The sequence below is a fragment of the Aestuariirhabdus sp. LZHN29 genome (assembly GCF_049985285.1).
Lineage (GTDB): Bacteria > Pseudomonadota > Gammaproteobacteria > Pseudomonadales > Aestuariirhabdaceae > Aestuariirhabdus.
The window spans coordinates 65,771-90,842 of record NZ_JBNIEU010000003.1 but is presented as its reverse complement, the minus strand read 5'-3'; the positions used below and the strand labels follow the sequence as shown (position 1 = coordinate 90,842).

General features: G+C 56.6%; 22 protein-coding genes. 15 read left to right on the top strand and 7 right to left on the bottom strand.

What is annotated here, in order from left to right:
* The first annotated feature begins 92 nt into the window (after window positions 1–92).
* The 5 genes from ACP3PW_RS12835 to ACP3PW_RS12815 are packed head-to-tail and all read left to right on the top strand — an operon-like array spanning window position 93 to window position 4,316.
* A complete protein-coding gene (locus ACP3PW_RS12835) occupies window positions 93–1,004 on the top strand; it encodes a branched-chain amino acid ABC transporter permease (RefSeq protein WP_426417123.1) in 912 nt (303 codons plus the stop codon).
* Window positions 1,001–1,999 (top strand): branched-chain amino acid ABC transporter permease, encoded by a 999-nt coding sequence (locus ACP3PW_RS12830; protein WP_426417122.1) that lies wholly within the window; start codon window positions 1,001–1,003, stop codon window positions 1,997–1,999. The genes ACP3PW_RS12835 and ACP3PW_RS12830 overlap by 4 nt, the downstream gene beginning before the upstream one ends.
* Entirely contained in the window at window positions 1,992–2,759 is a 768-nt protein-coding gene (locus tag ACP3PW_RS12825; protein WP_426417121.1) for an ABC transporter ATP-binding protein, read from the top strand. Before ACP3PW_RS12830 ends, ACP3PW_RS12825 begins: the two co-directional genes overlap by 8 nt.
* Window positions 2,752–3,453 carry an ABC transporter ATP-binding protein gene (locus ACP3PW_RS12820; RefSeq protein WP_426417120.1) on the top strand — a complete coding sequence of 234 codons (702 nt, stop codon included), beginning with the start codon at window positions 2,752–2,754 and terminating at the stop codon, window positions 3,451–3,453. The genes ACP3PW_RS12825 and ACP3PW_RS12820 overlap by 8 nt, the downstream gene beginning before the upstream one ends.
* A gap of 2 nt (window positions 3,454–3,455) precedes the next feature.
* Window positions 3,456–4,316, top strand: coding sequence for an alpha/beta hydrolase (locus ACP3PW_RS12815; RefSeq protein ID WP_426417119.1), 861 nt, complete (start codon window positions 3,456–3,458; stop codon window positions 4,314–4,316).
* Here the strand turns inward: ACP3PW_RS12815 and ACP3PW_RS12810 are convergent.
* Entirely contained in the window at window positions 4,313–5,014 is a 702-nt protein-coding gene (locus ACP3PW_RS12810) for a hypothetical protein (RefSeq protein WP_426417118.1), read from the bottom strand. The two genes, ACP3PW_RS12815 and ACP3PW_RS12810, sit on opposite strands and share 4 nt — an antisense overlap.
* Before the next feature lie 537 nt (window positions 5,015–5,551).
* On the opposite strand from ACP3PW_RS12810, the gene ACP3PW_RS12805 reads away from it, so the two are divergent.
* Window positions 5,552–6,040, top strand: coding sequence for an RDD family protein (locus ACP3PW_RS12805; RefSeq protein ID WP_426417117.1), 489 nt, complete (start codon window positions 5,552–5,554; stop codon window positions 6,038–6,040).
* 38 nt (window positions 6,041–6,078) lie between these two features.
* Here the strand turns inward: ACP3PW_RS12805 and lptG are convergent, their stop codons facing one another.
* Together lptG and lptF are read right to left on the bottom strand one after the other, a co-directional pair.
* Window positions 6,079–7,143: an LPS export ABC transporter permease LptG gene (lptG, locus tag ACP3PW_RS12800; protein WP_426417116.1), complete on the bottom strand. Its 1,065-nt coding sequence runs from the start codon at window positions 7,141–7,143 to the stop codon at window positions 6,079–6,081.
* Complete coding sequence (lptF, locus tag ACP3PW_RS12795; protein ID WP_426417115.1) at window positions 7,140–8,249, bottom strand: LPS export ABC transporter permease LptF; 1,110 nt, start codon at window positions 8,247–8,249, stop codon at window positions 7,140–7,142. Before lptF ends, lptG begins: the two co-directional genes overlap by 4 nt.
* A gap of 211 nt (window positions 8,250–8,460) precedes the next feature.
* On the opposite strand from lptF, the gene ACP3PW_RS12790 reads away from it, so the two are divergent.
* From ACP3PW_RS12790 to ACP3PW_RS12770, 5 genes are all read left to right on the top strand, one after another.
* Window positions 8,461–9,954, top strand: coding sequence for a leucyl aminopeptidase (locus ACP3PW_RS12790; protein WP_426417114.1), 1,494 nt, complete (start codon window positions 8,461–8,463; stop codon window positions 9,952–9,954).
* Window positions 9,955–9,971: 17 nt separating this feature from the next.
* On the top strand, window positions 9,972–10,400 hold the full coding sequence (locus tag ACP3PW_RS12785) for a DNA polymerase III subunit chi (RefSeq protein ID WP_426417113.1): 429 nt from the start codon (window positions 9,972–9,974) through the stop codon (window positions 10,398–10,400).
* Window positions 10,401–10,407: 7 nt separating this feature from the next.
* Window positions 10,408–10,977 (top strand): hypothetical protein, encoded by a 570-nt coding sequence (locus ACP3PW_RS12780; RefSeq protein ID WP_426417112.1) that lies wholly within the window; start codon window positions 10,408–10,410, stop codon window positions 10,975–10,977.
* Between the two features lie 187 nt (window positions 10,978–11,164).
* The gene (locus tag ACP3PW_RS12775) at window positions 11,165–14,014 is read left to right on the top strand and encodes a valine--tRNA ligase (protein WP_426417111.1); all 2,850 of its coding nucleotides are present in this window, start codon (window positions 11,165–11,167) and stop codon (window positions 14,012–14,014) included.
* Between the two features lie 106 nt (window positions 14,015–14,120).
* Entirely contained in the window at window positions 14,121–14,483 is a 363-nt protein-coding gene (locus ACP3PW_RS12770) for a hypothetical protein (RefSeq protein WP_426417110.1), read from the top strand.
* A gap of 76 nt (window positions 14,484–14,559) precedes the next feature.
* On the opposite strand, the gene ACP3PW_RS12765 is transcribed toward ACP3PW_RS12770, so the two are convergent.
* Window positions 14,560–15,021 carry a CopD family protein gene (locus ACP3PW_RS12765; protein WP_426417109.1) on the bottom strand — a complete coding sequence of 154 codons (462 nt, stop codon included), beginning with the start codon at window positions 15,019–15,021 and terminating at the stop codon, window positions 14,560–14,562.
* A gap of 471 nt (window positions 15,022–15,492) precedes the next feature.
* Here ACP3PW_RS12765 and ACP3PW_RS12760 point away from each other — a divergent pair, with 471 nt between their 5' ends.
* The 4 genes from ACP3PW_RS12760 to ACP3PW_RS12745 all read left to right on the top strand — a co-directional run bounded on the left by ACP3PW_RS12760 (window position 15,493) and on the right by ACP3PW_RS12745 (window position 21,767).
* Window positions 15,493–16,485, top strand: a complete 993-nt coding sequence (locus ACP3PW_RS12760; RefSeq protein ID WP_426417108.1) for a TRAP transporter substrate-binding protein — start codon at window positions 15,493–15,495, stop codon at window positions 16,483–16,485.
* A 162-nt stretch (window positions 16,486–16,647) separates the two neighbouring features.
* Window positions 16,648–17,229 (top strand): TRAP transporter small permease, encoded by a 582-nt coding sequence (locus tag ACP3PW_RS12755; protein WP_426417107.1) that lies wholly within the window; start codon window positions 16,648–16,650, stop codon window positions 17,227–17,229.
* Window positions 17,230–17,232: 3 nt separating this feature from the next.
* Complete coding sequence (locus ACP3PW_RS12750; protein ID WP_426417106.1) at window positions 17,233–18,630, top strand: TRAP transporter large permease; 1,398 nt, start codon at window positions 17,233–17,235, stop codon at window positions 18,628–18,630.
* Window positions 18,631–19,070: 440 nt separating this feature from the next.
* Window positions 19,071–21,767 (top strand): bifunctional acetate--CoA ligase family protein/GNAT family N-acetyltransferase, encoded by a 2,697-nt coding sequence (locus ACP3PW_RS12745; RefSeq protein WP_426417105.1) that lies wholly within the window; start codon window positions 19,071–19,073, stop codon window positions 21,765–21,767.
* A 49-nt stretch (window positions 21,768–21,816) separates the two neighbouring features.
* Here ACP3PW_RS12745 and ACP3PW_RS12740 read toward each other — a convergent pair whose 3' ends face one another.
* The 3 genes from ACP3PW_RS12740 to argJ form a co-directional block, all read right to left on the bottom strand.
* A complete protein-coding gene (locus ACP3PW_RS12740) occupies window positions 21,817–22,749 on the bottom strand; it encodes a histone deacetylase family protein (protein ID WP_426417104.1) in 933 nt (310 codons plus the stop codon).
* 103 nt (window positions 22,750–22,852) lie between these two features.
* A complete protein-coding gene (locus tag ACP3PW_RS12735) occupies window positions 22,853–23,800 on the bottom strand; it encodes a Nudix family hydrolase (RefSeq protein ID WP_426417103.1) in 948 nt (315 codons plus the stop codon).
* A gap of 9 nt (window positions 23,801–23,809) precedes the next feature.
* Window positions 23,810–25,027: a bifunctional glutamate N-acetyltransferase/amino-acid acetyltransferase ArgJ gene (gene argJ / locus ACP3PW_RS12730; RefSeq protein ID WP_426417102.1), complete on the bottom strand. Its 1,218-nt coding sequence runs from the start codon at window positions 25,025–25,027 to the stop codon at window positions 23,810–23,812.
* Window positions 25,028–25,072 lie beyond the last annotated feature (45 nt).

Below are 25,072 nucleotides of genomic sequence, written 5' to 3'. Positions count from 1 at the left end.
CAGTGGCCGTTTTATAGTTCGCTCTTCCGGACTTGCACGCAGAGCCCCTGAGCACTCATATTTAACACTCAATCAGGCCAATAATAACGTCTATGTTGTTGTTTCTTGAACAGCTTCTCAATGGTTTACAGCTCGGCTTTATGCTGTTTTTGATGGCGGCCGGACTCACTCTGGTATTTGGCATCATGGGGCTAATCAACCTCGCCCATGGATCGTTATACATGGTGGGAGCCTATGGCGCAGCCGCTGTCACGGGCATAACCGGCTCCTTTGTATTGGGCTTGCTCGCGGCACTATTAAGCGCGGGTCTCTGCGGCGTACTGCTGGAGCTTGTGGCACTGCGCCGCCTCTACGATCGCGACCACCTGGACCAGGTGCTAGCGACTTTTGGCCTTATCCTGTTTTTTAATGAACTCACCAAAATTTTGTTTGGTCCACAACCGCTCTACCTTAACGTTCCCTCCTGGCTTAGTGGCACTGTAGAGTTGATTCCCGGTGCTCCCTACCCCGCCTACCGACTGGCGGTTATTGGTGTTGGATTGCTGGTCGCGGTGGGGCTGTTTTTACTGGTAAATCGCACCCGCCTCGGCATGCTAATTCGGGCCGGGGCCAGCAACCGCGAAATGGTCAGCGCGCTGGGCGTTAATATCTCTTTGCTTTACACCCTGGTATTCGGCCTGGGCGCTATGCTGGCGGGTCTGTCCGGTGCACTGGTGGGGCCACTGCTATCGGTGGAGGTGGGCATGGGCGAAGGCGTCTTGATTCTCACGTTTGTGGTGATCGTCATCGGTGGCATCGGCTCCATCAAAGGGGCCCTGGTGGGTGCACTTCTGGTCGGAGTAGTCGACACCCTGGGCCGGGCATATCTGCCCGGCATTCTCGCATTGGTTTTAAGTGCCGACGCGGCAAATAACATCGGTGCCTCCCTGGCGTCCATTGCCATCTATCTGCTGATGGCGCTCATTCTCATCTGGCGCCCGGCGGGCCTGTTTCCTACCCAATGACCACTCCCCGAATAACCCGACGCTTTATCATCTACGCACTACTCGCCGCGGCGGCGCTGCTATTGCCGCTTTATGCACACCTGACAGAGGATGGCTACCTACTGTCTATGGCCAGCCGCATGCTGATCTATGGGTTGGCAGCGGTGAGCCTTGATCTCCTGATAGGCTACGGCGGACTGGTCAGTTTTGGCCATGCCGCCTATATCGGCATCGGTGCCTATACCGTAGGCATTCTGTCGTTCCACGTCATGGACGCAAGCCCTGTGGTTTTTTTACCCGGAAACTGGAACGGAACCGAACTGGCACTGGTCAGTCTACCATTGGCCATGATCGCCGCCGGCCTGGGCGCGTTAATATTTGGTGCGATGAGTCTGCGCACCCGGGGTATTCATTTTATTATGATCACCCTCGCCTTCGCGCAGATGCTCTACTACCTCTTTATCTCCCTGTACCGCTACGGAGGTGAAGATGGTCTTTCGATGGGGGGCCGCAACCTGCTGCCCGGGCTAGACCTTTACAATGACCTGCATTTTTACGCGCTCTGCCTTGCCTGCTTGCTCGCTTACGGGTGGATCATCCAACGCCTGCTTAATGCCCGTTTCGGGCAGGTGATTAGAGCCGGCAAACAGAACGAGAAAAAACTCGAGGCGCTGGGATTTGCCACCTATCGCTATCAACTACTGGCCTTTGTTATCGCCGGCATGGGCGCAGGGTTGGCGGGCGGGTTACTCGCCAACCATACCGAATTCGTCAGCCCTGACCTGCTTAGCTGGCATCTGTCGGGAGTGCTGATGGTGATGGTTATTCTGGGCGGGCTTGGCACTCTGGTTGGCCCGGTGATCGGCGCCATCACTTACCTTTTGATGGAGGAGATACTGGCCGGGTATACCGAACACTGGCAGCTGATTCTCGGCCCACTGTTAATTCTGGTGGTGCTCTTTTCCCGCAAAGGAATCTACGGTGTACTGGCGGGCAGGGAGGCGGAAGATGGTTGATTTCACGCCTCCCCCGCTGCTGCATATTCGCGGCCTGACAAAAAAATTTGGTGCACTGGAGGTCACTCGCGAGGTTGAAATCAGTCTCGAGCCCGGAGAGATCCATGCCATTATTGGTCCCAACGGTGCGGGCAAAACCACACTCATCAATCAGATCAGCGGCGAGCTGCCGTCCGATGGGGGGTCCATATTGTTTCAGAATCGGGAACTCTGTGGGCTACCCGTCTACCAGCGTGCTCGGCTTGGTCTCGGGCGAACCTACCAGACCAGCTCGTTGTTCGACCGCATGAGTGTCGAGCACAACGTGATGTTGGCTTTGCAAAGTCGCGAAGGCCACAGCTTTCGATTTTGGCGCCCGGCCGCCAGCGACCCCGCCCTGCTCAACCCCGCCCATGAGATTTTACAGCGACTGAATCTGTTCGACCTGCGCGAGCGGCGCGCTGCCAACCTCGCCCACGGTCAACGCAGGCAGCTTGAGATCGCCATGGCTCTGGCCACCCAGCCCAAACTACTGCTGCTCGACGAACCCATGGCAGGTATGGGGCAGGAGGAAAGCTGGCAGATGGTGGAAGCGCTACGCCGGCTGGGGCAAGAGGTAAGCATTTTGTTTGTTGAGCATGATATGGAAACGGTATTCGCCCTCGCCGACCGTATCAGCGTGCTGGTCTACGGACGGATAATCGCCTGCGGGGATGCCGACAGCATCCGCAGCAACCCTCAGGTTCGCACCGCCTACCTCGGAGGAATCGAGGATGCTTGAAGTTCGCCAAATCGAGGCGGGGTACGGCAGCAGTCAGGTTCTGTTTGGCGTGTCATTAACCATCCGGCAGGGGGAAGTGATCACTCTACTGGGCCGAAACGGTATGGGTAAAACCACGACGGTGCGCGCCATTATGGGCCTCAACCGAATCAGTGCCGGAGAGATCAGCTTTAACAACCAGCCCCTGAGGAGGGCCGCTCCCTATCGCGTAGCCCGCGCAGGCATCGGCCTGGTGCCCGAAGGCCGGCAAATCTTCCCCACCCTGAGCGTACGGGAAAACCTGATCGCCACCGCCGCTAACCATCGCCGCCTGCCTAGCCCCTGGAGCTTGCAACGGATCTACCAGCTTTTTCCCCGCCTGAAGGATCGCCAGCAGCACCTCGGCGCCAACCTTTCCGGTGGCGAGCAACAGATGCTGGCAATAGGGCGGGCGCTAATGACCAACCCCCTGCTGCTCATCCTGGACGAAGCAACCGAAGGACTCGCCCCCCTTATTCGAGAAGAGATCTGGAGCTGCCTGGAGCTGTTAAAGCAACAGGGTGAGTCGATCCTGATTATCGATAAAAACCTCGACGCCTTGATGCGCATCTCGGATAGACACTACATTATGGAAAAAGGACGCATCGTGCACGAGGGGGATATACAACTGCTGCGCGATGACCCCGAACTAAAGTATCGCTACCTGGGAGTCTAACCATGCTCGAACCCCTGCTTCAGATTAGCGGCGAGGAAGCTTGCCAACAGTACATGGCGCGTCGCGCTGTACCAGAACATCCGGAATATTTTGCGCGCTGGTCCTCTCGTAGCGAAACCCTGCGCCAGGAGTACCAAAGACAACGAATTTTGCTCACCGGAAATCCCAGGGAATTTATCGACCTCTATTGGCCAGAGACGGTGCGCAGCGACCATCTGCACCTGTTCATTCATGGAGGCTATTGGCAATCCCAACACCCCGATTCCTTCGGCTTTATCGCTCGCCCCTTTCTGCAACAGGGTATTCCCTTTGCCGTGCTGGGATACCCCCTGTGCCCGGAAGTATCGATGCGCGAACTGGCTCGCAGCGTCCAAGGTCGCCTCATAACCCTATGGCGTGAGCGGCTGTCACTACCACTGGAGGTCAACCGCCTGCACCTCAGCGGACATTCCGCGGGGGGGCACCTGGCCGGATTAATGGGATGTCAGGGCTGGGGGGAGGAGCTGGTCGATGGAATTGGCAGTGTGCTCTCCCTCAGTGGCCTGTTCGAGCTCAGCCCGCTACTGCACACGCCCGTCAACGACCCCCTGCGGATGCATTCTGACTCTGCCCGCGAATTAAGCCCCCTGCGCCTTAACGGGCTCTGGAGCACTCCCTATGCACTGGTTGTTGGCGAACGGGAATCGGTCGCATTTCACCGTCAGAGTGATATTTTTGGCGTCCACCTGCGAACCCAAGGCATACCCTGTGAGCGTTGGGATGCCGAGGGCTGCAACCACTTCAGTGTGCTGGATGATTTCGCCGAACCCGGCAGTGCCAGCCTCAACTGGGCCCTAAAACAGATACTGCCCGATACAGCCTAACCCTCGCCTAACAGATAGGAGAGACTGCCACCGTGGCGTATCATCATAATGGGAGCGGGAATGGGTTTGCGACTGGCCAGCAGCGGACGAATATTGCGCCAGCGCTTTTCTGCACCGGGGGTTACCCGGTCGGCATCCACAAGAGACATAAATGCGGCCTCAAACTGCTGGGTTTCCTGCGCCTGATCGTACTCATCTCCCCGCGGATGGTTATTCAATTGACGCAGGTCGGTACTGCGGAGCATATAAAACTCCATGAGGTCCAACAACTCCAGATTCATAGCGAAGTGGGGAGCGCCTCCAAAATCCCGCTGCAATAGCTCCAACAACGATCGATGAGCAACCGCCATCGCCTGTAGAGACTCCCAATCGGGTGCTTCGTGGGTAAGCCAGCTAGCCTCAAACGCCGCCTGTGCATCAATAAACTGCTTCCAGGCCACCGCCAGATCGGCGTGGTCACCCACCCGCAGCAGCCCGGTCAGCGCCGTTTCTGCGCGCCTCAGCTCCTGACCTCGTTCGTCTCCACCGTTGTAGTTGTGCAAATCCGTACCGAGATAGCTGTAGAAACGCAGCAGGTAACTGCTGGTCACCAGCTGGATCGACCAGCGATCCGAGTCGTTTTGCGCCGCTTCAATCTCACCAAAGGCCGACAGCAATAATAGAATCCCAAGCATGGATCGAGCTGTTACAGGTATCATGGTTCCTCCTGAACCGAGCGCCTCTTTCATCTGCCCACAACAGCGGGGTCTGGACGCATCCCACAGTCTAGCGAGACCGGGACCTGTGGCAAAGCTGCTGCGGGTATTTTCCCCATGGATGCTAAAAAAGGGGTTGTAGCGCACAATATCCTCTACGCAGATCATCGGTAGAAAGAAGCCTAAGGGGCTTGCGAACAACTCCCGTTCTTAGTTAGGGGCCTGGTTAGGGGCTTGCCGAGAGGAGAGCTATCGGTACTCGTGGTTTCCGGGCAACCCGTCAGGGTGATTGATCACAGCATCTCCAGACGCCCATACTAAAGGGGTGTTTTTACTGCGCTCGGCCACGATGGAATGCTGTCGAACCCCTATCTAGAGTGCTCCGCTGCCGCCCTCTTTTTCATTTCCCTTTTTAGCTATTGCCGCTGGAGTTTTCGCCCTCCCCCGGGCAAGCCAGCAGCAGAGGAACGAGTGCCTCCATGCCAGAGAATCTGCTAGAATGGCGCTCCTTTTGACCCTCCAACGCGGTACCGATCATCCATGCACCAGCCCAAAGCCGAAACCCGCCTCCCCAACGCATCCCTTTGGAGACGCTTCGCCGCTATGTTCTACGACAGCTTGCTGGTTATTGCCCTGTCAATGCTGGTCACCGCAATCTACATCGGTATCAAGGTGATGGCGGGTGGCAGCGAAGCTACCGAGCAGCAGCTTAATGCCTCCCATGGGGACGCCTTCCTGACGTCGCTACTGTTCATTGTTATTTTTGCCTTCTTCGCTATTTTCTGGACACGCAGCGGCCAAACCCTCGGCATGCAAGCCTGGAGCATTCGAATAGAAAACGAAGACGGCAGTATGATCAGTCTTTGGCAAAGCCTGCTCCGGTACCTGGTCGCTATTCCCTCCCTGTTGCTATTGGGAGCGGGGTATTTCTGGGCCATTATCGATAAAGACGGGCTCACCTGGCATGACCGCTACTCGCTGTCGCGAGTTGTGCAATTGACCCAAAAGAAAAACAAAGAGAAGCCTTAGTCAGGGGATAGGGCAGGAAAACCCTTCCCCCAGGCGCCTTAAGCTGCTTTGCGCAGCAGGAACCACCCCAGACACAGGCACAGCAGGATGGGCGCCGCCACGGCAATCCCGGGCGAGAAGCCGAACACCATACTGGCGGGGCCGAGTAGGTCCTGCATCACTTTGAAAGCAAAGCCGAACAGTACCCCGCTGAAGACCCTCTGCCCCATGGTCACCGAGCGCAAGGGTCCAAATACGAACGAGATACCGATCATGACCAGTGCCATGATACCGATCGGCTGCAAAAGCTTCTGCCACATCGCCAACGCCTGCTCCGATGCGTCCAACCCCTGGCCTTCGAGATAGGTGACATAAGCGTACAGGCCCTGAATCGACAGATCCGATGGGGGCACGGCGATAATGTTGAGCACTCGCGTGGTCAGGCCGGTGTCCCAGCGCAAGGTCTGATACTGCTCCGTCTCGATCACACGGTCCTTGACACGACTTATCTTCACATTTTCGAGCAGCCAGTGATCCCCTTGGGCAATGCCTCGGGTCGCATAGCTGCTCTCCTGCAGCTGGTTTTGTTCATCAAAACGGAACCGACTGACACCATGCAGTACGCCATTAGGCTCAACCACGTTGAAATAGAGGAATTCATCACCTTCGCGGTGCCAAATACCCGTTTTACTCAGCTGTCCGGGTTCACGGCCATCGCGCTCCAGGGCGCGCTCACTATCGGCCACCTGTTCAGTGTAAGGCAGCACATACTCGCCAATTGCAGACCCGACCAACACCAGTACCAGCATGGGTTTGCTCACCGCCCAAACGATTCGTGACAGGCTCACTCCCGCCGCGCGCAACACCACCAACTCACTGTGGGTCGCCAGGCTGCCCAACCCCACAAGACACCCGATCAAACTGGCAAAGGGCAAATAGTCGTAGATCCGTTTGGGGGTCTTCATCATCAGGTACCACAGCGCTTGCGGTACCTGATAATCGAGTTTCAGGCGGCGTAGCTCCGCCACCAACCCAAACAGCATGTCGAGGGAAATTAGCAGTAACAGCACCATCAGGATGGCGCCAAACACGGTCGTCCCAAGATAACGGTCAATGGTTCTCATCGGCTCGCTCCTGTTATGGATGCAACCGGTTTGGGGGTCAGCAAGGTTCGAATATCACGCCCCCAGTTCAGTACGATGGCCGCCAACAGAAACACAAGGTGCAAGGGCCACATCGCCCACTGCCAGTCGAGACGACCATCGGCAACCGCACTGTTGCTTGCCAACAAACCGCCGAGATACACCAGATAGATAATCACCGAGGGAACCAGACGCATATAACGGCCCTGGCGAGGGTTAACGCGGCTGAGGGGGACCGCCAACAACACCAAAATGGGCACCATCACCGGCAGGGAGATGCGCCACAACAGCTCACCCCGATTCTCCAGCCCCTCTTCGTATAAACGGGGCGTGCTGAGCGCCTTCACCTCGGAGATTTCAATATCGTCGCTGCCTCGGGGCATCTTGATACCGTAGCGCTCATAACGAATCTGACGCAGATCCGCTTCTCCGGGAACAAGGTCGTAACGATAGCCCTGCTTGAGTTCCAGATAACGGCTTCCCGTCTCCTCCACTACCCGCTGGGCACCTTCATCGGCCAACAGCAACGTGATGCGACCCTCACCACCGCTCTCGCCCAGGCTAGCGATAAAAACTCCGTCCATGCGTTTGCGGTCGTCACTTAAACGCTCGGTATAGGTCACCCTCTCGCCCGTCGACTGAAAGCGTCCGGGCAACAACATATCGAACTCGGTTAAGGTTTTCTGTTTCGCCAAAATCCACTCAGCATTTTTCGCCCCCCAGGGCGCCACGGCCAGACTTAGCGCGGCAACCAGAATGGTCACCAAAACCCCGGGGAACAACGAAAAGGCAATCAGGCGACGGGAGCTCATGCCACAGGCTCGCAATACCGTCATTTCGTTGTCGACATAAAGGCGCCCGTAGGCAAGTAAAACACCGAGAAAGATCGCCAACGGCAGCAACACCAGCAAAAAGCTGGGAATCTGGTAACCAATAAGGGAGAACAGGTACTCGGAGTTAAGCCGCCCCGTGGCGGCGCGGGACAAAAAGTGGATAAAGCGGGCGCTGAGAATAATCAGCAGCAATACGCCAGCGACCGCCGAAAACGCGAGCATTACCTCTTTCGCCAGATAACGAAAAATAATCAAACGAAACTCTCTCCAGCTTCCAAAACAACGCCTGCGAAGCACTCAACACTGACAAAAAGGGTTCAGTTGCGTACACTTGAACCCCGGCGGGAAACGCTGCTCCAATGTGTAGCGATCGACCCAATCGACTCGCAGCATTTCGTTTTCGGATGGCCGCTGCGGCACCGTTAATTATCACTTAAAGCCACCTCTTTTGTCTTGCGGAGTATACATGGAATTTATCGCCAAAACCGGGGAACTGGAAAATCAGCCGACTGCCTGCCTGGTAGTTGCCGTAGGTGAAAAGGGTGAACTCAGCCCGGCGGCCAAGCGTATTGACCAGGGAGCCGACGGCCTTCTGGCCAGCCTGCTCAAAGCTGGCGACATTAACGGCAAAGCGGGCCAAACCCTGATGCTTCATCGCGTCGCAGGTATCCGGGCCGAACGGGTTCTACTGGCCGGAGTATCCCAATGCGACACCGCCATCAGCCAGGCCGATTTCATCAAAGCGGCCCGAGCCATCGCTACTGCTATCAAACAGGCAGGGTGCAAGGATGCCCTGTTAGCCCTGTGTGACCAGCCCGTCGTCGACGCTGATAACTACTGGAAAGCCCGCCAGTTATTGCAAGCCGCGGGGGAAGGTAACTACCGCTTCGACCAGCTCAAAAGCAGCAAAAGCAGCAAACCTCTCCCCTTGCGCAAAGTCGCCCTGCTAGCCTCGTCGCGCGCGCAGGCTACCCAGTGCTCGCGTGCTTGCTCTCATGCCCAGGCCATCGTGTCCGGCATCCATACCGCTCGGGATTTGGGTAACCTTCCCGGTAATTTTTGCACCCCCAGCTACCTGGCCACCCGGGCGAGAGGGCTGGCCAAAAAGCACAAAACCCTAACGTGCAAAGTGCTCGACGAGAAACAGATGCGTGAACTGGGCATGCACTCACTGCTCTCTGTTAGCGCAGGCAGCGCCCAGGGCGCACGCCTGATTACGATGGAGTACAAAGGCGGCAAGAAGGCAGACAAACCGATCGTGCTACTCGGCAAGGGAATCACCTTCGATAGCGGCGGCATCAGCCTCAAGCCGGGGGCGGCGATGGATGAGATGAAATACGATATGTGCGGCGCCGCCAGCGTGCTTGGAGCCATGACCACCCTGTGTGAACTGGGCCTGCCGCTGAACGTGGTCGGCATGATTGCCAGCGCCGAAAACATGCCGGGACCCACCGCTACCAAGCCTGGCGATATCGTTACCTCGATGTCGGGCAAAACCATCGAGATACTCAACACCGACGCCGAGGGTCGCCTGGTCCTGTGTGATGCGTTGACCTACGCCGAACGGTTCAAACCAGCCGCCGTGGTCGATATCGCAACCCTGACTGGAGCCTGCATCGTGGCACTGGGCCATCACATCAGTGGCATGATTAGCAACAACGATGCCCTCGCCAGTAAACTGAGCTCGGCGGGAAAGGTATCCGCAGACCCCGTATGGCAGCTCCCCATGAACGCGGACTACCAGAAACAGCTGGATAGCAACTTCGCCGATATCGCTAACATTGGCGGGCCGGGGGCAGGCACCATCACCGCAGGGTGCTTCCTGGCCCGGTTTGCCGAAAAGTTTGATTGGGCACACCTCGATATCGCCGGCACGGCCTGGGTTAGCGGCGCTAACAAGGGCGCCACCGGACGTCCCGTCGCCCTCTTGAGCCAGTTCCTGCTCGATAGCGCACCCTGAGAGCGACGAGGCCCATCGTGACCCGTATCGACTTTTACCTGCTGGCCGGCGAACACCCACAAGACGCGTTCCTGTTTGCTTGCCGGCTGGCAGAAAAAGCCTACCAACTGGGACACCAGGTGTTTATTCATGCACAGGATGAGCCCCAGGCCCAGCAGCTCGATGAGCTACTGTGGAGCTACCGCGGCGAGCGTTTTTTGCCCCATGGGTTGCGGGGACAAGCGACACCTGGCGCTCCCATAGAGGTGGGGCACACTGAAGAGGCTGGCGACCACCACGACCTATTGATCAACCTCGCCGACCGCATACCCGACTGCTTCGGGCGCTTTGCCCGAGTGGCCGAAATTGTGATCAACAAAGAGGACACGAAGCGCCAATCTCGGGATAATTTCCGCTTTTATAAACAACGTGGCTATCCTATGCACACCCATCAGATACGAGGTTAGGCGAGGAATGGCAAAGAAAGACCCCGCAGACGACAAAGCACTACTGGATGAGCTGATGTCGATCCGCCAACTGCTCGACGATGAGCTGCAGGGCGAGCAGTCCCCCACCGACAACATCCCCATCCTAAATGAAGTGGATAACGGTGAACCTGCGGTCATCCCCCCCGCTCCCAAGGCCGCTCCCCGCGCAACGGACCTCTACAAGGCCCGGGCCGAAAGCGCCTACGAAAAAAACATCCAGCGCGGCAGCTCGCTACTGAAGCCCTTGACCCGGGATATGCTGGGGGATAACCCCTTCCTGCCCAAGCAAACATTGGCCAAACTCAATTCCCAAAAATCTCTTCAACAGGTGGAACCGGTGCCCGACCAGGGCGCCAAGGATGATGCGTCGCTAACCGAACAGCTCAATACGCTGGAGCCGGAGCAGCAGACCCAGGCGATAGCATTACTGGAAAGCAAGGGCGAACAGATCATCCAGCAGCTGGTCGAAGACACCCTGCCTCGCCTCGAAGTGGAGCTGCGTCAACGCCTGCGCCAGCAACTCAATACCATCCTCAACCAATTCGACAAACAGTAAGCCGGCACTCAGCCTCGCCCGTCTCAAGCAAACCTGCATCACCATCGATTACACAAACGGTTTGGCTGCAAGTCCGCCTTGCGCTGTAATTTCCTCAAGCAATGACTTGTGAGCTATGGCTCGCGGGGACTCGAGCCATGTATAATGCGCCGTTTGACCGACCCGATGAGAAGATCTGCAGACCATCATGGATAAGACCTACCAACCGAACGAAATCGAGCGTAGCTGGTACACCACCTGGGAAGAGAGGGGTTACTTTGCCCCCTCTGGAGAGGGCGAGCCCTACTCCATAATGATTCCTCCCCCCAATGTGACCGGTAGCCTGCACATGGGACACGCGTTTCAGGATACCATCATGGACACCCTGATTCGCTACCACCGCATGAAAGGCAACAATACGCTCTGGCAGGTGGGTACCGACCACGCGGGTATCGCTACCCAGATGGTGGTGGAGCGCCAGCTGCAAGCCCAGGGAATCAACCGTCACGATCTGGGTCGCGAAAAATTTCTCGATAAGATATGGGACTGGAAAGCTGAATCCGGCGGCACTATTACCCGTCAGCTGCGGAGAATGGGCGCCTCTGTCGACTGGAGCCGAGAACGTTTCACTATGGATGAGGGCCTCTCCAATGCGGTGAAAGAGGTATTTGTTCGCCTCCACAAGGAGGGACTCATCTATCGCGGCAAGCGCCTGGTCAACTGGGACCCCAAACTGCACACGGCGATTTCCGACCTCGAAGTGGAGAACCGGGACAGCAAGGGTCACCTTTGGCATTTCCGCTACCCATTGGCCGATGGAGCCAAAACCGCCGACGGTCTCGATTACCTGGTGGTTGCCACCACCCGGCCCGAAACCATACTCGGAGACACCGCGGTCGCAGTGCACCCGAGCGATGAACGCTATCAAGCCCTGGTAGGGCAGTATGTGACCCTACCCCTGGTTAACCGCCGCATCCCCATCGTTGCCGACGACTACGTAGACCGCGATTTTGGAACCGGCTGTGTCAAGATCACCCCTGCCCACGACTTCAATGACTATGAGGTGGGCAAGCGCCATCAGCTGCCCATGGTCAACATCCTCACGATCAACGCCGACATCCGTGACCGGGCGGAAGTCTTTAACAGCGACGGCACAGAAAATACCGACCTCGACGGCACGCTGCCTGAAAACTATCGTGGTCTGGAGCGTTTCGCGGCTCGCAAGCAGATTATTAGAGAGTTCGAAGCACTGGAGTTACTCGAGAAGATCGATGATCACGCGCTTAAGGTGCCTTATGGAGACCGGGGCGGGGTAGTTATTGAGCCCTACCTGACCGACCAGTGGTACGTAGCGGTACAAAAACTGGCCGAGCCCGCCATAAAAGCCGTAGAGGACGGTGACATCAAGTTTGTTCCCCAGCAGTACGAAAATATGTACTTCGCCTGGATGCGCGATCTGCAAGACTGGTGTATTTCGCGGCAACTATGGTGGGGCCACAGGATTCCCGCCTGGTACGACGACGAAGGCAACGTCTACGTCGGCCGCGACGAAGCGGAAGCTCGCGCTGAAAACGGTCTGGATGACAGCGTCAACCTGCGTCAAGACGAAGACGTACTCGACACCTGGTTCTCATCAGCTCTGTGGACCTTTTCAACCCTTGGCTGGCCCGAAAAAACGCCCGAGCTGAATACCTTCCATCCGAGCTCAGTAATGGTAACCGGCTTCGATATCATCTTCTTCTGGGTAGCGCGCATGATTATGATGACGCTGCACTTTATGAAAAATGAGGACGGCACGCCGCAAGTTCCTTTCAAAACGGTATACGTACACGGTTTAGTACGGGATCAGGAAGGGCAAAAAATGTCCAAATCGAAGGGCAACGTTCTCGACCCTCTCGACCTGATCGACGGCATAGAGCTCGAAGACCTGGTCAGCAAGCGCACCGGAAACATGATGCAGCCTCAGCTCGCCAAGAAAATAGAGCAGCAAACTCGCAAGCACTTCCCCGACGGCATCACAGCCGCCGGAACTGACGCTCTGCGCTTTACCTTCTGCTCCCTGGCGTCTACCGGGCGTGATATCAAATTTGATATGAGCCGCATGGAGGGTTATCGCAACTTCTGCAACAAGATCTGGAACGCTGCTCGCTACGTATTAATGAATACCGAAGATCAGGACTGCGGTCAAAATGGCGGTGTGGTTGAGCTGTCTCTCGCTGATCGCTGGATCATCACCCGTCTGCAGCAAACCGAAAAGCAGTTCTGTGAAGCGATGGATGCCTACCGCTTCGATCACGCATCACAGGCCCTCTATGAGTTTGTCTGGAATGAGTACTGCGACTGGTATCTGGAGCTGTCCAAGCCTGTGCTCTGGGACGATAATGCAAGCGCCGACCTGCAACGAGGCACCCGCCGCACCCTGGTACGCGTGCTTGAAACTATCCTGCGCCTGGCCCATCCGATCATGCCCTATATCACCGAAGAGATCTGGCAGCGTGTCGCTCCCCTTACCGACAAGCAGGGCGACACCATCATGCTGCAGCCCTTCCCGATGAGTGAGGAGGATAAAATTGACTCCCAGGCGGTTACCGATATCGAGTGGCTTAAAGGTGTCATACTGGCTATTCGCAATATTCGCGGGGAGATGAATATTAGCCCCGGCAAAGAGATTCCGGTGCTTTTAAGCCACATAGAACCATCCGGCATCGAACGATTGGAAGCCAATCGCACCTTCCTCTGCAAACTGGCGAAACTGGAGTCTATTGAAACCGTCAATGCCGCTGACGCACCGATGTGCGCCACCGGCCTGGTTGGGGAGATGGAAGTTCTGGTTCCGATGGCGGGCCTGATCGACAAGGTCGCCGAAACCACTCGCCTTGCCAAGGAGATTGAAAAGCTGGGCAAGGAGGTTGCGCGCTTTGAGGGTAAGTTAAGCAACCCTCGCTTTGTTGACAAGGCGCCTGCCGAGGTGGTCGAAAAGGAGCGAGCCAAAATGGCAGATGCCCAAACTGCGAAGCAGACACTTGAAGATCAACTGAAAAAGATAGAGTCTCTGTAACCAGAACTGGCGTGAGGCGATGCAACCTGCGGTTGCCATCGCCTCCCTAAACGCCTAACCTCTATGCGTTAAGCACCGATAATAACGACACGATTCAGGACAGATTATGAGCAAACTTGATAAAGAACAGGTACTTGCAGACTTCGTTGCGGCTTATGAAGGCGCACATGGTAAAGCCCCCCAAGTCGACCAGAAAGGCAGCTGGTACAGCGTCGACGGAGGCAAATCGGTCCGTTTGTCCGATCTGGCCGATATGACGGCAGAGCTATCCGGTGGTGCGGCGCCGGCAAAAACCGATGCGGCACCCAAAAAAGCACCCGCTGCTAAAAAGGCTACTGCCCCGAAAGCTGCCAAACCCAAAGCAAAAGCAAAAGCCAAGACCGCCACCACCGGTGGTGGCCTCACTCCAAAGGAACTTTGGAAGCAAAAATTGGCCAACCGGGACACCCTTCCCCGCGGCGTTCGCTAAACGAACACCGGGGCGAGGTTACCCCTCATAAAAAAGGCGAGCCACGGCTCGCCTTTTTTATTTCAAGCGAACACCTCTACTGCATCAGGTAGCGCCCTCCGGACGCGACGGCCGTGACCGTCAACCCCAACACCAGGTTTACTGCAACCAGCCGGCGAATGCCGTTCAGGGCCGCACCGGCTTGCGGCCATGCCTGTGCATCCACCGCAGTCGTCAAAGCGGGCCAGGAGCGCAGGTAAAGCCCCGCAAACACCAGCGTCATGGCGACCGCGAGCGCAACCATCAGGTGGACATGGTGGCCGACATAGGCAAAGGATCCAAACACCCCGAACACCATTGCCAACCCGCTGACCCACAACACCGCTAGCGCTCCCCATACCCACCGAAAAAAACGACTGAACACGCCCCGCCAGACGCGCAGCCTTGCGGGAGGCTCCAGCTCATCTGCTACAACCGGGCGCAACACTATATAGGCGAAAAACATCCCCCCAACCCAGATCACAGCGGCCAACAGATGCAGCGCCAACAGAATTCCCATCTCCCTTCCCCCTACTCTTATATAAAATCGATGGTCTGCATTATAAACCCTGGTGTGGCCAATGTACCCAATCGCCCTCCCTTCTGGGGATGGGTCAGATTTGTACATTCCTCCTTGCAACGCCCCACACCAACAAACCCCACCTCCACGACGGGCAAAACGTAGGGGTCTAGCGCCTAAATTCCCTGGCCCTGAATACAAACTGACTTCGATCAACCAAAGATCCCGCTAATTTGGGTGAATACCGACCCCTAAAAACGCGCCAAATGGGTGGATTTCTACCCCAAACAACCATTACACCAAAGTCTAAGGCTGGGCGTATCCCGCTGTTTTATAAGTACTTATACCGACACCATAAAAGTGGCACTGTCTTTGCTTTTACTATGGCAGCGTTGTAACTAATGCTACGAGACGATTAAAGCGCCTCACCAAACTATAAAAACCAACACATTATTCGACAGGGTAGGAAGCATGAACCTTTTCAAGAAATCTTTAACAGCACTGACTATCTGTGCCGCTGCGGCGGCCGTTACCACGGCCCAGGCCGCTCCTATTGAACTGAAGTTCGCTCACGTTGTGGCGGAAAACACGCCTAAAGGCCAAATGGCCATCAAATTCCGTGACCTGGTTGCCGAGCGCCTTGCTGGCAAGGTAGAGGTTAAGGTATTCCCGAACTCCCAGCTGTTCGGTGATAACAAAGTACTCGAAGCGATGCTACTGGGTGATGTACAGATGGCTGCGCCTTCACTGTCCAAGTTCCAGAAGTACACCAAGTCCCTGCAGCTGTTTGACCTGCCGTTCCTGTTCAAGGATATGGAAGCTGTTGAGCGTTTCCAGAGCAGTGCTACCGGCCAGGAGATGCTGGGTTCCATGAAAAACAAGGGCCTGATCGGTCTGGGATACCTGCATAACGGCATGAAGCAGCTGTCCGCCAACGATCCACTGCGCGTCCCCGCCGATGCGGCCGGCAAGAAGTTCCGCATCATGACCTCCGACGTACTGCAGGCACAGTTTGAAGCGGTTGAGGGCGTTCCCCTGAAGAAGCCTTTCTCCGAAGTATTCACCCTGCTGCAAACCAAGGCGATCGACGGTCAGGAGAACACCTGGTCCAACATCTACTCCAAGAAGTTTTTCGAAGTTCAGCCCTACATCACCGAGTCTAACCACGGTGTACTGGACTACCTGATCGTAACTTCTACCGAGTTCTGGATGGGTCTGGATGACGATGTCCGCGCTGAAGTTAAAAAGGCACTGGATGAGTCCATCGCCCACGGTAATGCAATTGCCGCCCAGAAAGCCGATGCCGACCGCAAAGCGATCGCCGATTCTGGCCGCTCTGAGATCATCGAACTGAGCGACGCAGAGCGCGGTCAGTGGGTTGAAGCGATGAAGCCGGTTTGGGCTCAGTTTGCTGACGAGGTTGGTCAGAAGAATATCGACGCCGCTGTTGCTTCCAACAAGTAAGCGTCGCTAAGCAGTACCCTGGCAGGGCGCATGAGTCGCCCTGCTTTTTTACCTGATATTTGGATATTTCGTCGTGTTGTACCCATCCAGTCTACGATAAAGGGTACGACGTAATTCCAGGTCCACTGTGGATCAAATTAAAGAACATTAAGAGAGGCCATTATGAGGGATATCATTAACAGCCTGGAAGAGGGTTTCCTTCGCTTTCTTCTGGTTGGAATGACCCTGCTCGTGTTTGTCGAAGTGGTTTTACGCTTTGGCTTTAACACCGGGATACACTGGGCGCAGGAGATTACCCTGCTGATGTCTGCCTGGTTTGTACTGTTTGGAGTTTCCTACGGTATTAAAGTGGGCGCGCACATAGGCGTTGATGCTTTCGTGAAACTGCTTCCAGAAAAACCGCGCCGCCTGGCTGCCATCGTAGCGGTACTATTGTGCCTGTTCTACTGCGGCCTCTTTCTTTACGGGGGTTGGGTCTATCTATCCAAGCTCCATATGATCGGTATTGAGCTGGAAGATGTGCCTATTCCCAAGTGGATTCCTACCAGCATACTGTTCATCGGCTTTGTCCTACTATCCATACGTTTCGTGCTCCTGTTATGGAATCTCATCACCGGCCAGGCAGAAGGTTTCAAGCTCGCCGATGAAGCTAAAGAGAGCATGCATCTGGCCGAAGAGCTTGCTGCTGAAGCGAACGACACGAACGCACACCCACATAATTCGACTGCGCCGGGGGAGAAGTAGCCCATGACCACAGCCGCCCTATTTATCATGCTCTTTGCATTTATGCTGCTGGGCATGCCGATTGCTATCGCGCTGGGCCTTTCCAGCGTGGCAACAATCCTGATGTTTTCTAACGATTCGCTGGCGTCAATTTCTTTAAAATTGTTCGAAGCCACCTCCGAGCATTACACTCTGCTGGCGATACCGTTTTTTATTCTCTCTTCCGCTTTTTTATCAACCGGTGGCGTCGCCAAGCGCCTGATCGATTTTGCCATTGATTCGGTCGGACATATTCGTGGCGGCCTCGCCATGGCATCGGTTATGGCCTGTATGTTGTTCGCGGCCGTATCGGGCTCCTCGCCCGCAACCGTAGCAGCAATCGGTACCATCGTTATCGCGGGTATGGTGCGTGCGGGTTATCCCGAGTCATTCGCAGCGGGCGTTATTGCCAACGCAGGCACCCTTGGGATCCTGATCCCACCATCCATCGTGATGCTGGTGTACGCGGCTGCTACCGAGGTCTCGGCGGCGCGGATGTTTATGGCAGGCCTGATTCCCGGCCTGATGATGGGTGGAATCCTGATGATCGCGATCTACATCGTGGCGCGTATCAAAGGACTCCCCTCCCAACCCTTCCCAGGCTTCAGAAAACTGTTCAAGTCGGGTGCCATCGCTATGGGAGGCCTGATGCTGATCGTTATCGTACTGGGCTCCATCTATGGTGGTATCGCCAGCCCTACCGAGGCGGCTGCGGTTGCGGCACTTTATGCCTTTCTGGTTTCGGTGCTGGGATACCGCGATATGGGACCACTTAAAAACACTGCATGGAGAAACGACGGCGAAAACGCTGTCTCCTCGTTTGTTCGCAACGCGGTCGCAGTGACAATCGCCCTACCCCGTTCGGTGTTTGATAAAGAGGTCAACCGCGTCGTCATGGACGCCGCCAAGGTCAGCTTGATGCTGCTGTTCATCATCGCCAACGCGATGCTGTTTGCACACGTACTCACTACCGAGCGTATTCCCCATGCCATTGCAGAGACCATCGTGCACTGGGGCCTGCCTGCCTGGGGCTTCCTGATCGTTGTTAACTTGCTGCTACTGATGGCGGGTAACTTTATGGAGCCCTCTGCCATTTTGCTGATCATGGCGCCGATCCTGTTTCCGATCGCCATGCAGCTGGGTATCGACCCCATCCACCTGGGCATTATCATGGTGGTGAATATGGAGATCGGGATGCTTACACCGCCGGTCGGACTCAATCTGTTTGTGACGGCCGGAATCACCGGTCGCAGCATGGGTTGGGTTATCAAGGCTTGCCTGCCCTGGCTAAGCCTACTGCTAATGTTCCTGATCCTGATCACCTATATTCCGGAGATTTCGCTGTTCCTGCCGGAGTATATCGACAAGCTTAAAGGCTACTGATCTCAGGCTTATGCAGTACCAAGGCGACTCCCCGGAGTCGCCTTTTTTATGTACAGGACGTACGGTATGCCGCGGTGCCATGGACGGCAGGGAGCGGCTTATGTACAGGACGTACGGGTCGATGATCGCTCCTGCATAATCGAACTTCCTGACATCCCTGTCAGTCATATGCCGCGGTGCCATGGACGGCGTAGAGCGGCTTATGTACAGGACCTACAGATCGATGACGAGTACGCTTTTTCGCAGCGACATATAGCGACACGTGCCACTGACGGTTTCATCCGGGCTCTACCCGGAGCACATTCTGTGATGCCACCGTTATTAATAAAGACCCTGTGCACGAAAGAGGAGGAATCGTTGCTTTTATTGCGCTAACTTAAGGTTTTGTATCCCTAACGGATTATTGTACTGCCAACGATGGATAACACAGGCACCGCCCCATGAGCCAAAAGAATATCGCCCAGCTGCTGCGCCCCAAGTCAGTGACCGTCATCGGCGCATCCAACAACCCCAAGCGCGCCGGCTACGTCATCATGCGCAATCTTTTGCAGGGCGGCTTTTCCGGACCGATTATGCCGGTATCGCCCAAATATGAAGCGGTCGGAGGCGTGCTGGCCTACCCCTCCATTGATGCACTGCCCGCGACCCCCGACTTGGCGATACTGTGTACCAGCGCCCGCAGGGTTCCAGAGATTATTGAGCAGCTAGGCGTTAAGGGGACCCGCAGCGCCATCGTCCTCGCAGCGGGCCTGTCGAACCGCATGAACGATGATGGACAAACCATCAAGGATGCGATGCTGGAAGCCGCCCAGCGCCACAAAGTGCGCATACTCGGGCCCAATAGCCTCGGCATGATCATCCCCTCTATTGGCCTCAACGCCAGCTTTTCCCATACCCCAGCGCTGCCGGGGAAAATTGCACTGATCTCCCAATCTGCCGCGATCTGTACCACGATTCTGGACTGGGCCAAGCCCAAGGGCATAGGATTTTCCAATTTTATCTCCCTTGGCGATGCCAGTGATGTCGACTTCGGAGAGCTGATCGACTACCTCTGCCGTGACACCCACACACGAGCAATACTGCTCTGTATCGACTCCATTCAACACCGTCGCAGTTTCATGTCGGCAGCCAGGGCCGCATCGCGTAACAAGCCCGTACTGGTCTTCAAAGCCGGGCGCACACTCGAAGGGGCAATCGCTACTCACCTGCACACCGGGGGCATTTCAGGATCCGACGCTGTATACGATGCGGCGATACGCCGCTCGGGGATGTTGCGAGTCAAAGACCTGCATGAGCTATTTGCCGCGGTAGAAACGCTGGCTCACGATAAACCCCTCAAGGGGGAGAAACTTGCCATCATTACCAACGGCGGCGGGCCCGCCGTGATGGCCATCGACACCCTGATCGAGCGCCAGGGCAGGCTAGCCGAGTTAAGCGACGAACTGCACGATAAGCTGCAACAGATCATGCCGCCAGGATGGGTTCCAGGCAATCCCATCGACCTCCTCGGAGATGCTCCCCCGAAGCGCTACAGTGATGTCCTTAAGCTGCTACTCGATGCCAACGAAGCCGATGCGATACTGCTGATGCACGCACCCGCTGCCGCCGCACCGGCTACAGAGTTCGCCACCGCGGTTATCGAAACACTCAGCACTTGCAAGCCTCGTCGATGCCCGAATATTTTCACCAACTGGACCGGAGAGGAGACGGTTCAGGAAGCCCGCAAACTATTTGCCAAAGCCGACATCCCTACGTTCCGCACCCCTGCAGGCGCCGTCGGCGCATTTATGCACATGGTGGAATACCGGCGCAACCAAAAATTGCTGCTGGAGACCCCCGAATCGGTCCCGGAAAACGTGCTGAGCGATACCGCCACGGCCCACAACGTCATCGCGGAAGCCCTGAAACAAAACAACATGCAACTGGAAACCCACGAGGCAGGGCCGGTACTGTCTGCCTACGGCATACAGAGTATCCCGACCCTGATCGCTGAGGATCCCCAGCAGGCAGCCAGCCTTGCCAAACAGTTAAAGTTCCCTGTCGCTATTAAGTTGCTGTGCGAAGATATCCGTTACAAGTCCGAGGTGGGCGGCGTGGTTCTCAACCTCAACTCCACTTCCGAGGTGTTAACCGCCGCCGAGGCGATGCTAATACGGGTAGCAAGCGCTTACCCCGACGCGCAGGTCGATGGCCTGGTGCTGCAACCGATGGCGCAACGAGCCGGTGCCCAGGAGATTCGCATCGCAGTTCAGACGGACCCGGTGTTTGGGCCTGTTATTCTGTTGGGAGAGGGAGGCTCTGACTGGAACGTCACCCGGGATGCCGCCGTCGCCCTGCCGCCGCTGAATATGGCACTGGCTCGCTATCTGGTCATCCAGGCGCTGGCAGACAACAAGATCAAGGACCGCCGCTTCCCCGAAGGACTTGATCGCACCGCACTCGGAATTCTGCTCACACAGGTGTCTCACCTGATCACCGACTGCCCGGAAATAGTTGAACTCGACCTGAACCCGGCGTTGGTAAGCGGCAGCGATATCGTGGTGCTCGATGCGACTATCACCCTGCAACCTACACCTGAAAATCCTGCCCAGCGTATGGCGATACGCCCCTATCCCAAAGCGCTGGAAGAGACCCGTCAGTTGCGCGACGGTAGCACGGTTTTACTGCGACCAATCCGTCCCGAAGATGAGCCCAGCCACAAGGCGTTCGATCTTAGCCTGACACGAGAGGACCGCTACAAGCGATTCTTTGGCGAGGTCGGTGAGATGACCCATGAAGATATGGCGCACCTGACCCAGATCGACTACGACCGTGAGATGGCGTTTATAGCCACCCGTCAGGAGAACCAGCTCGATACCACGCTTGGCGTTGTACGTGTCCACGTCGACCCCGACGGCACCGAGGCGGAGTTTGCTGTCATCCTGAGGCCCAATACCCAGGGCCAGGGATTGGGACGTATGCTGATGGAGAAGGTGATCAGTTACTGCAAACAACAGCAGATAGACGAGATCATGGGCTACACCATGCCCGAGAACCGAGGCATGATCGAGCTATCACGAAAACTCGGTTTTAAAGTGAAGTTTATGCTGGAAGATGGCATGGTCGAAATGCGCATGCCCTTAAAACCACCCGCCTGAGGCTAAAAGGTGGGGCTTCGGCCCCTCCAGACTCCTGCGACCTGTCGCCTTATACCCGAGCAAGCGCTCGAATATGCGCTACAGCGCTGCGCCCCAGAGCCGAAGGTGAATATCCCCCCTCAAGCACCGATACAATGCCGTGGCAGCCCTCGACCCGATCCACGATGCCCGTCAACTGCTCGGTGAGCCATTGATAATCTCGCTCCACAAAGCGCAGGTGCCCCATCTCATCTTCACGGTGGGCATCAAACCCGGCCGATACCATGATCAACTGTGGTTGAAAGCGCTCGATAGCCGGCAACCAGGCACAATCCACCGCCAGGCGCAGCTCAGCCCCTCCCGTACCGCTTTCCAACGGAAGCTTAAGGATATGATCGCGGTCACTTTGCGGATCGGTGTGAGGGAAAAACGGGTGCTGAAACAGGGAACAGAATAAAACTCTGGGGTCATCGCGAAAAATATCTTCGGTGCCGTTGCCATGGTGCACGTCAAAATCGATGATGGCGACTCGCTGCAAGCCATGGGCCTGGATCCCATGAGCCGCTCCGACAGCCACGTTGTTGTAGAAGGAGAACCCCATCGCTTTATCACGCTCAGCGTGATGCCCGGGGGGGCGCACATTACAGAACACGGCATCCATGCGGCCATTAACCACCAGATCCACACCATGGACGGCAGCACCCGCGGCACGGCGGGCGGCTTGCAACGTGTAGGGATTCATCGCCGTATCGTCGTCGACCTCTACCAGCTCCTGCCCCTCATCTGGCGCCATCTCATCCAGACTATCCAGATAGGCTTCATCATGAACCCGCAGCAACTGCTCGCGCTCCACTACCGGGGCATCTTCATACATCAGGTAGAGATCAAGACCGCTGGAGATCAGCTGGTCAGAGATCGCATCGGTGCGACGAGGATCTTCTGGGTGGTGGTCATGCATGCTGTGCTGGCGGCATTCCACATGGGATACGATCGCTGTTGGCATTGGGGTCCGCTCGTTTTGTTTTTTTATGGTGTCTCTGTTCGGGGCAACGCCCGCACGTTCAACATGCTACCAGATTCCCTTTGGGCAACCACGAGACTAACGTCTATCCCCACAAATCCTCGATCGCGGCTACTCCCTGGGCTCCCGCGGCGACCGCTCGCTCGATATCCCCGCTGCGCATACCTCCGAGTAGATAAACCGGCATGACTGCATTATCCACCAAGGCTTGTGCTCGCTCCCATCCCAAGGAGGCTTGCCCGGGGTGAGAGCGGGTTGGTGCAAGCGGTGACAGTGTCGCAAAATCAGCCCCCAGCGCGGCGGCTTGCTCCAGTTCAAGGGCGTTGTGACAGGAGGCAGCAAGCCACTGTATGCGCTTACGCTGCTGGGCCCAGCTGATCACTGAAGGATCCGTAAGCTGCGCCGAGGTCAGATGCAACCCGCAAGCCGGATAACGATCCAGCAGACAGGGTTCCCCCTTTAACATCAGGCGGGCTCCGGCTTGCTCGCAAGCCGATAGCACCGGTTCGATAAGGCGCTCATAGCGCTCAGCAGAGAGCCCTGGAACCCGCAACTGAACCAGGCGAACGCCCCTGTCGAGGGCTCGGCAAAGGCGCTCGCGCAGCTCGTCAGGAGTCGAAAAGTGGCCACTGACAAGATATTGTGCCGGCAGGGAGAGTGCCGTGGTGAGCGCCCGATTGGCGGCAGGGAAATCATAATGGGGCAACTGCGTCGGAAATATCCAGCGCAGAGGTTGCCCTTCACGGCCCTGGGGCTCTCCGGCAAACTCGTCCACGCTGAAGGCATCGAGCAAAATATGACGATCGGGGTAGCGGTGATGCAAGCGAATGATGGGCCGCGAACGGACAAGCTCAACCCCCAGCTCCTCCCTTAGCTCACGGGCAAGCCCTTGCAGCGGCGTCTCTCCCGCCTCCACCTTCCCGCCAGGAAACTCCCAGTGCCCACCCAGATGGGCGTCCGGCGCACGGCGGGCAACCAGCAGCTCTCCTCGCTCATTGCGCAGCACCCCCACCACGACATGAACGCATCTCATCAATTCACCTCAGCTGCGATATTCAGCGTTGATACGGACGTACTCGTGGGAAAGGTCGGTGGTCCAGATCTGCTCACAGGCATCCCCCCTCCCCAAACTGACCCGAATTAAAATCTCCTCCTGATCCATCACCCGCTGCCCCTCAGCCTCCAAATAGCCCTCGGAGCGCCCCCCATCGGTTACGATCGCAACCTCGTCCAACCAGACCTGAATGCGCCCTACGTCAAGGCCATCGAGACCTGCGCGGCCCACCGCCGCCAATACCCGCCCCCAATTAGGATCACTGGCAAAGAGCGCGGTCTTTACCAGAGGAGAGTGGGCAACGGTGTAGGCAACGTCCAGCGCTTCCTGGGTAGTGGCGGCGTCTTCCACACGCACCGTGACAAATTTGGTAGCCCCCTCGCCGTCGCGCACAATCGCCTGCGCGAGCTGCTGGCAAATAAGGGTCAGCTTGTGTAGCAGGGCTTGGTAGAGCTCACCCTCACAGCAATCGAGCACGGGGTTGCCGGCGCTCCCTGTCGCCGCGAGGATGCAGCTATCGTTGGTCGATGTATCACCATCGATCGTGATGCGGTTGAACGATCCGTTGCACGCAACCGACAACAGGTGCTGCAAAACGCCGGGGGAAACGGCGACGTCCGTTGCAACAAACGCCAACATGGTCGCCATATCCGGCTTGATCATGCCCGCGCCCTTGGAGATTCCGGTGATATGGAACCGGGTCCCCGCTACCTCAAATTCGAGACTCGCCCCTTTAGGTAGAGTATCGGTGGTCATTATACCTTCCGCCGCATCGGCCCAGCCGGATGAGTCCAACACAGAGAGCGCTGCTGGTAAACCTTGCACGATTCGTTTAACCGGTAGCGGTTCGCCAATCACACCGGTAGAAAACGGCAATACAGTGGCCGCATCGACCCCCTCCTCCCGAGCCAGGGCAGCACAACAGTCGACCGCGTCAGCATAGCCGGAGGGCCCGGTTCCCGCATTAGCATTTCCAGTATTGATCAGTAGGTAGCGCGGTTCATTTTTCAGGTTGCTTCGAGCGATTTGTACAGGCGCTGCGCAGAAAGCATTACGGGTAAAAACACCAGCGACCGAGCTATTCTCACAGAGCCGAAAAATCACGAGGTCTTTGCGCCCAGGGTATTTGATACCGGCACAGCATGTTCCCACCTCAACCCCATCAATGGGGTGCAAATACGGTAGTTCAGGCAACCCTACAGCCATTACTCTCTCCTCAAAATGAACAGACAAAAAGGGCGGCCAATGCCG